This is a genomic window from Brevundimonas sp., assembly GCF_036732845.1.
In the GTDB taxonomy this organism is placed as follows: Bacteria; Pseudomonadota; Alphaproteobacteria; order Caulobacterales; family Caulobacteraceae; genus Brevundimonas.
Genome location: NZ_DAINBO010000055.1, coordinates 1 through 10,942 on the forward strand (window position 1 = coordinate 1; position 10,942 = coordinate 10,942).

A 10,942-nucleotide genomic window follows, 5' to 3' on the forward strand; every position below is an offset into this window, starting at 1 on the left:
GGGCGACGGTGACCTCGGGCGGCGGGGGCGGACCCTGTTCGGCGGGCTTGCCGCACGCCGCGAGGGTGAGGCTGATCAGGGCGAGGGCGAGAAGGGTATGGCCGCGCATCGCGGTCTCCGGGTCTGGACGTGCTTGTTTATACGCGCGCTTCGGCGGAAAGCGGTGCGGCGCGTCAGTTGTGCTTTTCGGTCCAGCTTGTCAACAGCCGTTGACTTGTTCATATGCGCGGCGAGTAATTCGGTGGTGATGAAGTGGTTTGTGTAACGGCTCAGCGCCCGCGCAATGCGACGGCGACGCGGGAGACGATATTGGCGGCGGCGCGCGAGCGGTTCTGTCGTTACAGCTATGACGACGTGGGTCTGCGCCAGGTCGCCAATGACGCGGGCGTCGACGCCGCGCTGATCAGCCGATATTTCGGCTCCAAGGAAGATCTGTTCGTGGCGGTGCTGGGGTCCTGCGAGGCCGGCGCCGATCTGTTCGACGGCCCGCGTGAGAGCTTCGGCCGCAGGGTCGCGGATCGGGTCGTGTTCCACCGCAAGGAGGGCGCGGCCTTGCAGGGCATGCAGATCATGCTGCGCTCCATCGGATCGACGCGCGCCATCGAACTGGTGCGGGCGTCGGGCAATGAACGGTTCTTCGACCCGTTCGTGGCCTGGCTGGGCGGGACCGACGCGGCGATCCGCGCCCAGTTGGCGACCAGCCTGGTGATGGGCATGACGGTCAGCCGCGAACTGAGCGGCTTCGAGCCTTGCGGCCGCTCCAGCGAGGCGATGCGCGACCGGCTGGCGGTGATGCTGCAGGCGCTGGTGGACGACGCCGATACGACGCCCGCTCAGGCGTAGTTGAAGCTGATCGAGATCCGTTCGCTCTTGGCCGCGTTCGTCGGCACCTCGTGGCGCAGCCAGCTTTCCCACATCAGCACCGTGCCGGCTCGGGGCGCCAGATAGACGAAGGGCTGTTCGGTCTCGGGCGCATCGGCGTGGACGCCGGGGCGGGCCATCATCATCGGCAGACGGGGGTCCTCCAGCTTCAGCGCCGAGGCGCCGTCGGGAACCTCGACATAGACGGTGCCGGACAGGAAGGCGTGCGGGTGGATGTGGCTGGTGTGGCCGCCGCCGGGCTTGAGGATGTTGACCCACAGATTGTCGAGCCGGGGCTTGCGCGCCAGGTCGAAATTCAGCGCGCGGGCATAGGCCAGGGCGTGGCGGTCCAGGTGCTTCTTCAGTTCGGCGAACTCGGGCAGGCGCTGGGGCAGGTCGGTCAGGGAGCCGTAGGAGGTGTAGCCGCGATAGCCGTGGGCCTTGCACCAGGCGCGGCCGGCTCCGTCCTCGACCGCCAGCATGCGGCAGGCCTCGGCCAGTTCGGCGTTGAAGTCGGCGAAACCGGGGGCGGCGGCCAGGCTGGCTTCATAGACCTGGGTGACGAAGAGGGGGCGCAGGGACATGGAAGGGGAATAGCCCTTCTCCCCCTGGGGGAGAAGGATGCTTAAAGCGCGATCCCCGCCTCGCCGCGCAGGATCGCCTCGGCCTGGGGCGTGTGTTTGGCGCCGCCGCGTTCATGCAGGATCAGGGGCGGCAGAAGACGAAGAGGGGCCTTGCCGGTCTTGGTCGCGGCGACCAGCACGCGCTTGGCCGGTTCGTCGGCGTGCGGATGGACGGGCAGGACGGCGAAGGACCCGGCCTTGGGCGCCAGCAGGGCCAGGATGTCGGCCAGCCGGTCGGCGCGGTGGATCAGGACGATGCGCCCGTTCTCCTTCACCGCCTTGAGCAGGAAACCGGTCCAGGCGGCCAGGCCGTCGTCGGCCATCCAGGCGGCGCGCTTGCCCTCGGCGGGCGGGCGCAGGGCGCCAGGATCGTCGAAGAAGGGCGGGTTCGACACAGCCCAGTCGTATGGCGCGCGGTCCAGCGTGCGGAAGCCGTCGGCGACGTCGGCGGTCAGAACCTCGACACGGTCGGCGACGCCGTTCAACTCGGCGTTGGCGCACGCCAGGGCGGCGGCCTGGACCTCACGTTCGACGCCGGTCAAGACGGCGTCAGGACAGCGGGCGGCGATCTGGAGCAAGGCCCCGCCCGCGCCGCAGCCCGCCTCGATCACCCGCTGTCCAGGCGCGGCGGCGACAGCGGCGGCCAGCAGGCCCGCGTCCAGGCCCGCGCGATAGCCGCGTGCGGGCTGGCGCAGGCGCACCCGGCCGCCCAGCAGAGCGTTTTCGACGATGTCGGCTGCGACGGTCACGCGACTTGACCCCTCATGGCGCGCTCACCATTGTGCGCCGCCTCGCAAAGGGGCAATAGCTGCCCCAGTTCCCGCCGTTCAGAAAAGAGTGCCGTCTTGGACGCAGCCGTCAGCCCCGCCGCCCGCGACAAGGGCGATGTCGAGGCCCTGGTCCGCCTGGCCCAGGCCGACATGACGGCGGTCGACGCCCATATCATCGCGCGCATGCAGTCGCCGGTGCCGGTGATCCCGAAACTGGCCGAACACCTGATCGCGGCGGGCGGCAAGCGGCTGCGGCCGTTGATCACGGTAGCGGCGGCGCGGGCCGCGGGCGCGGGCGACGATATCGAGGCCTCGCGCAAGCTGGCGGCGGCGGTGGAGTTCATCCACACGGCCACCCTGCTGCACGATGACGTGGTCGATGGATCGGAACTGCGGCGCGGCAAGGTGGCGGCGCATCTGATCTGGGGCGCGCCGACCAGTCTGCTGGTGGGCGACTTCCTGTTCGCGCGGGCCTTTGAATTGATGGTCGAGACGGATTCGATGCGGGCGCTGGGCATATTGGCCAAGGCCTCCAGCGTCATCGCCGAGGGCGAGGTGCTGCAACTGACGCGCGCCCACGACCTGAACCTGGATCGCGACACCTATCTGGAAATCATCACCGCCAAAACCGCCGAACTGTTCGCGGCGGCGGCCGAGTCCGGCGCGGTCGGCGCGGGCGCGGATGACGCGCGGGTCGGCGCACTGCGCGCCTATGGCCTGAACCTGGGCATCGCCTTCCAGTTGGCCGACGACGCCCTGGACTACGGCGGCGCCTCGGCGGCCCTGGGCAAGAACGCGGGCGACGATTTCAACGAGGGCAAGGCGACCTTGCCGCTGTTGCTGGCGGTGCAGCGCACGCGCGGCCGCGAGGACGCCTTCTGGGAACGCACCATCACCAAGGGCGAACGCACGGAAGACGACTTCCGTCGGGCGCGGGAACTGGTGGTCGGCTCGGGCGCGATCGGTGCGACCCTGGATCTGGCGGGCGACTACGCCGACGCGGCCAAGGCGGCGCTGGCGACACTGCCGGACAGCGAATGGAAGACGGCGCTGGAGAAGCTGGCCGATTTCGCGGTCAGCCGGGCGGCCTAACGCAGGCTGGCGCAGAACCGCTGGATGCGGCCGCAGGCCTGTTCCAGGATCTCGTCCGAGGTCGCGTAGCTGATGCGGAAATAGGGCGACAGGCCGAAGGCGGCGCCCTGGACCGCCGCCACGCCCTCGGCGTTCAGCAGTTCGGTGACGAAGGTCTCGTCAGAATCGATGACCACGCCCGACGGCGCGGTCTTGCCGATCAGGGCCGCGATCGACGGATAGACGTAGAAGGCGCCTTCGGGCCGGGCGCAGGTGATGCCCGCCGCCTGGTTCAGCATCGACACCACCAGGTCGCGGCGCCGCTCGAAATGCCGCGCGCGCTCGGCGATGAAGTCCTGGGGACCGTTCAGAGCCTCGACCGCCGCCCACTGGCTGATGGAGCAGGGGTTGGAGGTGGTCTGGCTGATGACCTTGCGCATCAGGTCGATCAGCGGCTTGGGTCCGCCCGCATAGCCGATGCGCCACCCGGTCATGGAATAGGCCTTGGACACGCCATTGACCGTCAGGGTGCGGTCATGGAGGTCGGGCGCCACCTGGGCCAGGGTGACGAACTCGAAGCCGTCATAGGTCAGGTGCTCATACATATCGTCGGTCATCACCCAGACCTGGGGGTGGCGGCGCAGCACCTGGGCCAGTGATTCCAGCTCGGCGCGGGTATAGGCGGCGCCGGTGGGGTTGGACGGCGAATTCAGGATCAGCCATTTGGTGCGCGGCGTGATGGCGGCCTCCAGCACCTCGGGCCGCAGTTTGAAGCCGTCGGCTTCCTGGCCCACCACCTCGACCGGTTCGCCGCCAGCCAACAGCACCATGTCGGGATAGCTGACCCAATAGGGGGCGGGCACGATCACCTGATCGCCCGGCGACAGGGTGGCCAGAAGGGCGTTGTACAGCACCGGCTTGCCGCCCGGGGCGACGTGGATCTGGTTCACGGCGTAGGTCAGGCCGTTCTCACGCGCGAATTTGGCGACGATGGCGGCCTTCAGCTCGGGGATGCCGTCGGCGTCGGTGTAACGGGTGCGGTTGGCCTGGATGGCGGCCACGGCGGCGGCCTTGATGTTGTCCGGGGTGTCGAAGTCCGGTTCTCCGGCCCCCAGGCTCAGGATGTCGCGGCCTTCGGCCTGCAACGCGCGCGCACGGGCGGAGACGGCCAGGGTGGCCGAGGGCTTGACGCGGGCGAGGGCGACGGACTGCAGGCTGGACATGGCGGCTCCCGAAAGGCGGGCGCATCCTTACGCAGTTGCGAAACACGGGGCAAATCCGACGCCCGGCGACACCGGCCTAAAGCAGCAAGGTGATCGCATTGCCGAAATTATGCAGCAGCAACGGCGTCAACACGCTGCGGGTCCGCAACACCAGCCAGACGCCGATGACCGAAGGCACGCCCGTCAACGCCATGGTCAGGGGATCGAAGGTGAAGCGCCCATCCGAAAAGCCGAAGGCGTGAGCCAGACCGAACAGGATGCACGACAGCACGGCGCCCCAGTGCCAATCGACGCCCAGGAATGCCAGCCGCCCGGTGAAGGCCCGCCCCAGCATCAGCAACAGCACCCCCCGATAGAAGGTCTCTTCCTCCAGTCCCGGCATGGTCAATTGGAAGGCGATGGTTTCCGCGGAGGCGGTCTCATTGGGGAAGAGGAACGCCAGCACCGCGAAGAAGGCGACATAGGGCAGGCTGACCAGCAGGGCGGGCGCGAGGCTGCCCGGCGCCTGTCGGAGCGTCAGCCCGCAAGCCTTCCAGCCGAGAAGGGGCAGGGCGGCGATCACCAGCGTTGCGGCCAGGGCCAGCGCCTTGCCCTGCCAATTCCAGTTTCCGCCGAGCAGGTCGGGCCACTGGCCGTATCCGTTGGTCAGCAGTACGTCGTTCAGGCATACGAACGCTGCGGCCGCCAACAGCCAGCGCAGCGAAAATGCGCCGCGTTGCAACAGACCGAGCGCGCCGCCTAGCAGCAGCAGGATTGCGACAACCCCTGCCGTGCCGATGATCCCGTCCATGGTTTCCTCCCGTGTTCGCTGACGTTGGAGGACCTAGTCGGGACGGTGGGCGCAGGCTCATCAGAACCCGGCTGATCGTTCCTCAAAAGTCGTTCGCGAGGCGGCGCGGAAGGCGCTGGGCGCACAGCCCTGCCGGTCACGAAACACGCGGTTGAACGAAGGCAGGGAGGCGAAACCGCTGTCCATGGCGATGGCGATCAGCTTGTCGTCGCGGTGCGCGGGGTCGGCAAGGCGTCGCTTGGCCTCTTCGACCCGGTGGGCGTTCAGAAAGGTGCGGAAGTGGTCATAGCCCAGTTGTTGATTGATCAGCCGCCGCACCGTGCGCTCCGGCGCGTCCATCGCCTTGACGAACTGTTCAAAGGTCAGGTCCGGCACGAGGTGCAGCCTATCGACTTCCAGCAGATGGTTCAGGCGCGTCGTCAGTCGGGGGTCGAGCGGAGCCTCCTGACGCCGTTCCGCGCCGGTTCGGCGGGCTGAAAGCGTTTCTGTCCACACCGGCTCGTCAGCAAGGTCGAGGCTGAGGAGCCACCCTGTGAAGGCCAGGAAGGCGGCGTTCTGCGCGATGGTGAAGGCCTGCGGACTCCAGTCGAACCCGAAGACCAGATCGACCGCCAGGTCCGTCAGCAACTGCGCCGCCAGGACGGCGACCACGATTCCTCGCGCCCTGCGTCGTCGATCGATCATGTCGTCGGTTCGGTCGAGGATCAGCCGCCAGGTCAGGTGAGCGACCATGACAAGGCCCAGGGCGACCAGGATTCGGGACAGGCCCAGATTTTCCAGGGTCTCGCCGAACAGTCCCCGATCCGCGCTGGCGATCACGATCCAGGCGATTCCCAGCGCCAGCACCGCGCCACGGGGCCGGAAGCTCTGGTCGAACACGGCCAGGCACCACCACCATAAAAAGACGGCGGCGTAGCCCGTAAGGACCATGCAGACTCTTGCCGCCCCGCCGGACAGCCGCAACTCCGGCGCCGGAGTGTTCCCCGCCAGGAAGGCGGCCACGCAGATCGCCAGGGGAATGAAGAATCTCCGGGCCGCGGCCCGCGCGCCGCCCGGGCCGAACGCCGCCCACAGCAGCAGCGTCGCGCCCGCCACGCGCACGATGACGTCGATTTCAGTCATCGCCATGCCACGGTGGTACAGCCAAGCCTGAGCGGCGCATAGACGTAAGCGAGGGCCTCGCTCGTTTTCGGTTCAGGTGGTAACGCGACCTCATGCGTCGGCTTCTCGACTTCGTGCTGAACATGGAGGCCGCCCGCTGGCGCACGCTGGCGGTCGGCGGCTTGCTGTTGGCGGTCGTGATGGGGCTGATGCTGGCGGGCAAGACGATGCTGGGCCTGGACGCCGAGCACCGGATGGAGGCCTGGCTGCAAGGCTACGCCGGAAGCCCGATGGCCTTCATCGCCACCGTCATCCTGTTCATCGCCGCCGCCTTCGTGGGGGCGCCGCAATTCATCCTGATCGCCGCCTGCGTGGTCGCCTTCGGGCCGTCGCTGGGCTTCGCCTACAGTTGGGCGGCGACGGTGATCTCGGCGGGCGTGACCTATTGGATGGGTCGCGGCCCGGCGGCGCGGCTGCTGGACCGGTTCGGCGGGGCGACGATCGAGCGGCTGACCCGCTTCATCGGCAAGAACGCCTTCTACGCCAGCTTCATCATCAGGAACGTGCCGTCCGCGCCCTTCATCGTCGTCAACATGGCGTTCGGCGCCACGCGGGCGTCGTTTCCCGCCTTCCTGCTGGGATGCGCCCTCGGCGTCCTGCCCAAGACGGCGCTGGTGGCCTTCTTCGGCGGGGCCGTGGCGGCCGCGGCCAAGGGGGACGGTGTCTGGACCTCGGCCATATTGGCGGCGGTGGCGGTGGTCTGGCTGGGTTTGATGCTGGGCGTGCGGGAATGGGTGAAGCGCCGCGAGGATCGGTAGCGGCGGCCTTAGACACTCATTCACCATTCATGGGCAGAGATGGGCCGCGATAAGGACAAGCCGATGAACACCCTGCCATTTCGCCAACAGCACGCCCGCATTCTGAAGCTGGGGACGCTTCTAGGCGAACAGGCCAAGGCGGCGGCCGATCCGACGACCGTCAATGACGTGCTGGCCACCCTGGAGGCCTTCACGGCCGAGCTGGTCGAACACCTGGAACAGGAAGACGGCTATCTGTATCCCGCCATGATCGCGTCCAATGACGGGGATCTGTCGGCGTTGGCCGCGCGCTATCGTGCCGAGATGGGCGGGATCACCGACCTGTTCCACCTGTACCGCAGGCGCTGGACGGCCGAGACCATCCGCACGGACCCGCTGAGGTTCGCCCGCGAGACCGGCTTGTTGCTGGACGGCCTGGTCGACCGGGTCCGGCGCGAGAACGAGGATCTCTATCCCGCCGCCGAGAAGATGACGTCGGCCGCCTGAATTGATACCGCACTTGTGACGGAAAACATGGGCCTCTATCTGCGTTCATACTGAAACGCCGAACGGGAGAGACCCTGATGCTGACCCTGTATTATTCGCCCGGCGCCTGCGCCATGGCCTCGCATTCCGCGCTGGAGGAGGCCGGGGCCGACTTCGCCCTGGAAAAGATCGACCTGAGGGCGGGCCAGCAGAGGACGCCGGAATATCTGGCGGTCAATCCGGCCGGGTCGACGCCCGCCCTGAAGACCGACAAGGGCGTCATCACCCAGAATGCGGCCATCCTGACCTTCGTCGCCGAGAGCTTCCCGAACGCCGGCCTGGCGCCGGTGGGCGATCCGTACGAGATGGCGCGCTTCAACGCCTTCAACGGTTTTTTGGGTTCGTCCCTGCATCCGGCCCTGGGCAAGGTGCTGTTCAGCCATCCGCCGCTGCAAGGCGAGACCAAGGACCAGGCGTTGCAACAGGCCCTGGCCAAGCTGGACCTGGCCGAACAGCATCTGGTGGAAGGCCCGTGGGTGTTCGGCGAACGCTGGACCCTGGCCGACGACTATCTGATGGTCTTCGAGCGTTGGGCGCGCCAGGCGCGTCTGTTGGACCAGGCCCGCTATCCCAAGCTGAACGCTCATCTGGACGCGGTTCAGCAGCGCCCGGCGGTGGCGCGGATGCTGAAGACCGAGGGGCTGGAGCCGATCGCGGCCTGACCGATGCGCGACGTCGGGACGCTCACCATCGAGTGATCGCGTCCCGGCCCGCGCGAAAGGGGTTGTCACGGTCGATTCATACGGGCAAACGGGCCGTTGGTCGGCGCGGCGAAAAAGACGATCAGGACGGCTTCGCGTATGGGGATGCGCGGGGGCGGGGCGTCGCCGGGCTTGACCGAGACATTCCAGACGCCCGACCAGGCCTCAACCACGGTACCCGACCCCATGTTCAACGTCTTCGGCGCTATCTCCAACGACATCGCTATGGATTTGGGGACGGCCAACACCCTGATCTACATGAAGGGCAAGGGCATCGTCCTGAATGAGCCGTCGGTGGTGGCGCTGCGCAACGTGGGCGGCCGCAAGATCGTGCACGCCGTGGGCATAGAGGCCAAGCAGATGCTGGGCCGCACCCCCGGCCACATGGAAGCCATCCGTCCGATGCGCGACGGGGTCATCGCCGACTTTGAAGTCGCCGAGGAGATGATCAAGCACTTCATCCGCAAGGTTCATAACCGCAAGGGCTTCGTGAACCCCAAGATCATCGTCTGCGTGCCCTCGGGCGCCACGGCGGTGGAGCGCCGCGCGATCAACGATAGCTGCCTGAACGCCTCGGCCCGCCGCGTGGGCCTGATCGACGAGCCGATGGCGGCCGCGATCGGCGCCGGCCTGCCGATCCACGAGCCGACCGGTTCGATGGTCGTCGACATCGGCGGCGGCACCACCGAGGTGGCCGTGCTGTCGCTGTCGGGCATCGTCTATTCGCGCTCGGTGCGCGTCGGCGGCGACAAGATGGACGACGCCATCATCAGCTATATGCGCCGCAACCATAACCTGCTGATCGGCGAGACCACCGCCGAACGCATCAAGAAGGACATCGGCACCGCCCGCATCCCGGCCGACGGCGAAGGCCTGTCGATCGAGGTCAAGGGCCGCGACCTGATGCAGGGCGTGCCGCGCGAGGTGCGCATTTCGGAACGCCAGGCCGCCGAGGCCCTGGCCGAGCCGGTGACCCAGATCATCGAGGCCGTGAAGGTCGCGCTGGAGGCCACTCCGCCGGAACTGGCCGCCGACATCGCCGACAAGGGCATCATGCTGACCGGCGGCGGCGCGCTGCTGCGCGGTCTGGACGCCGAGATCCGCGACCACACCGGGCTGCCCGTCTCGGTCGCCGACGACCCGCTGAGCTGCGTCGCCGTGGGCTGCGGCCGGGTGCTGGAGCATCCGCGCTGGATGAAGGGCGTGCTCGACTCGGCGCTGTAAACCCGGCCCTGCAATTCCTTGTGACACCGTCGGCGGCTCCGGTTCCCAGGCGGCACGGAATTTGCGATAGGCTGCGAAAAGTCGGCACGGGGCGTCGTGCCGATTCCCTCTATCAGGAAGGCTGGCCGTGGCGTTTCGCGACGGACCGTTCGAGAATCTCAAGGTCCCGCTGGTCTGGACGGCCATGGCCGTGGTCGGCGTCGGCCTGATCGCCTCGATCATGCTGTTGCTCGCCGACGGCAAGTCGGGCGAGGCGGATGACCATTTTGGGCCGGTGCGCGCCGGGTTCACCACCGGCGCCGGCTCGGTCGGCGGAGTCTTCGCCGCGCCCGTGCGCTGGGCGGGCCATGTCACGGAATATGTCGGCGGCTATTTCAACGCCGTCGAGGAGAACCGTCGGCTGAAGCGCGAGCTGGCCGAACTGCAGCCCTGGCGCGATCAGGCCATCGCCCTGAAGAACGTCAACGCCCGCTATGAGACCCTGCTGGGCCTGCGCACCGAACCGCCGGTGGCCATGGCCACGGCCCGGTCGATCTCGGAGGCGCGCGGGCCGTTCGTCAATTCGCGCCTGATCGACGCCGGATCGTCCAAGGGCGTCAAGGTCGGCAACCCGGTCATCAACGAGCACGGGCTGGTGGGCCGGATCGTGGGCGTGGCGCCGGGCGTCAGCCGGATGCTGCTGGTCACCGACGTGGCGTCGCGCATTCCGGTCCTGATCGACCGTTCGGACGCCCGCGCCATGCTGACCGGCGACGGCAGCGGCAATCCGCGGCTGGAATATGTGCGCGGCCAGGATTCGGTGCGCAGCGGCGACCGGGTGCTGAGTTCGGGCGACGGCGGCGGCATTCCGCGCGGCGTGCCGATCGGCGTGGTCGCCAAGGGCATCGACGGCTCCTGGCGGGTCAAGCTGTTCAGCGACCGGGGCGCCATCGACTATGTGCGGGTCATGCTGTTCGAGGATTTCGGCCAGTTGGCGAACCCCGAGACCCTGAACGCGCCGCCCCTGGCCGCCCTGGATACGGCCCCGCCGCCGACGGCCGACCAGGCCGCCGCCATCGGCGACGCCCAGGCCCGCCGCCAGGCCGCGACCGAAGAGACCGCCCGCCGCGCCGCCCAGGCCGCCGCCGCACCGCCGCCTGCGGCCGCGACGCCGTCCGCCCCGGTCCCCGCACCGCCGGAGAGACCGGCGTGAGACGGCCCGTCGCGGTTCGCGTGATCGGGCCGACGCAGTGGAT

12 protein-coding genes are annotated in these 10,942 nt (G+C 68.3%); 7 read left to right on the forward strand and 5 right to left on the reverse strand.

Annotated features, from left to right (window positions below):
- The first annotated feature begins 309 nt into the window (after positions 1-309).
- Positions 310-843, forward strand: coding sequence for a TetR/AcrR family transcriptional regulator (locus tag V7D63_RS12340; protein ID WP_333592581.1), 534 nt, complete (start codon positions 310-312; stop codon positions 841-843).
- Here V7D63_RS12340 and V7D63_RS12345 read toward each other — a convergent pair.
- Together V7D63_RS12345 and V7D63_RS12350 are read right to left on the reverse strand one after the other, a co-directional pair.
- Positions 834-1,445, reverse strand: a complete 612-nt coding sequence (locus V7D63_RS12345; protein WP_333592582.1) for a TIGR02466 family protein — start codon at positions 1,443-1,445, stop codon at positions 834-836. The two genes, V7D63_RS12340 and V7D63_RS12345, sit on opposite strands and share 10 nt — an antisense overlap.
- Before the next feature lie 41 nt (positions 1,446-1,486).
- The gene (locus tag V7D63_RS12350; protein ID WP_333592583.1) at positions 1,487-2,233 is read right to left on the reverse strand and encodes a tRNA1(Val) (adenine(37)-N6)-methyltransferase; all 747 of its coding nucleotides are present in this window, start codon (positions 2,231-2,233) and stop codon (positions 1,487-1,489) included.
- Between the two features lie 96 nt (positions 2,234-2,329).
- On the opposite strand from V7D63_RS12350, the gene V7D63_RS12355 reads away from it, so the two are divergent.
- A complete protein-coding gene (locus V7D63_RS12355; RefSeq protein WP_333592584.1) occupies positions 2,330-3,346 on the forward strand; it encodes a polyprenyl synthetase family protein in 1,017 nt (338 codons plus the stop codon).
- Here the strand turns inward: V7D63_RS12355 and V7D63_RS12360 are convergent.
- The 3 genes from V7D63_RS12360 to V7D63_RS12370 all read right to left on the reverse strand — a co-directional run bounded on the left by V7D63_RS12360 (position 3,343) and on the right by V7D63_RS12370 (position 6,466).
- A complete protein-coding gene (locus V7D63_RS12360; RefSeq protein WP_333592585.1) occupies positions 3,343-4,548 on the reverse strand; it encodes a pyridoxal phosphate-dependent aminotransferase in 1,206 nt (401 codons plus the stop codon). The genes V7D63_RS12355 and V7D63_RS12360 overlap by 4 nt on opposite strands.
- Positions 4,549-4,624: 76 nt before the next feature.
- Complete coding sequence (locus tag V7D63_RS12365) at positions 4,625-5,338, reverse strand: CPBP family intramembrane glutamic endopeptidase, BDIM_20840 family (protein ID WP_333592586.1); 714 nt, start codon at positions 5,336-5,338, stop codon at positions 4,625-4,627.
- Positions 5,339-5,398: 60 nt separating this feature from the next.
- A complete protein-coding gene (locus tag V7D63_RS12370; RefSeq protein WP_333592587.1) occupies positions 5,399-6,466 on the reverse strand; it encodes an AraC family transcriptional regulator in 1,068 nt (355 codons plus the stop codon).
- An 86-nt stretch (positions 6,467-6,552) separates the two neighbouring features.
- On the opposite strand from V7D63_RS12370, the gene V7D63_RS12375 reads away from it, so the two are divergent.
- From V7D63_RS12375 to mreC, 5 genes are all read left to right on the forward strand, one after another.
- Complete coding sequence (locus V7D63_RS12375; protein ID WP_333592588.1) at positions 6,553-7,257, forward strand: TVP38/TMEM64 family protein; 705 nt, start codon at positions 6,553-6,555, stop codon at positions 7,255-7,257.
- 63 nt (positions 7,258-7,320) lie between these two features.
- Complete coding sequence (locus tag V7D63_RS12380) at positions 7,321-7,743, forward strand: hemerythrin domain-containing protein (protein ID WP_333592589.1); 423 nt, start codon at positions 7,321-7,323, stop codon at positions 7,741-7,743.
- A gap of 77 nt (positions 7,744-7,820) precedes the next feature.
- Complete coding sequence (locus V7D63_RS12385; RefSeq protein WP_333592590.1) at positions 7,821-8,444, forward strand: glutathione S-transferase family protein; 624 nt, start codon at positions 7,821-7,823, stop codon at positions 8,442-8,444.
- A 225-nt stretch (positions 8,445-8,669) separates the two neighbouring features.
- Entirely contained in the window at positions 8,670-9,707 is a 1,038-nt protein-coding gene (locus tag V7D63_RS12390; RefSeq protein ID WP_333592592.1) for a rod shape-determining protein, read from the forward strand.
- 127 nt (positions 9,708-9,834) lie between these two features.
- Entirely contained in the window at positions 9,835-10,899 is a 1,065-nt protein-coding gene (gene mreC / locus V7D63_RS12395; RefSeq protein WP_333592591.1) for a rod shape-determining protein MreC, read from the forward strand.
- Positions 10,900-10,942: the final 43 nt, after the last annotated feature.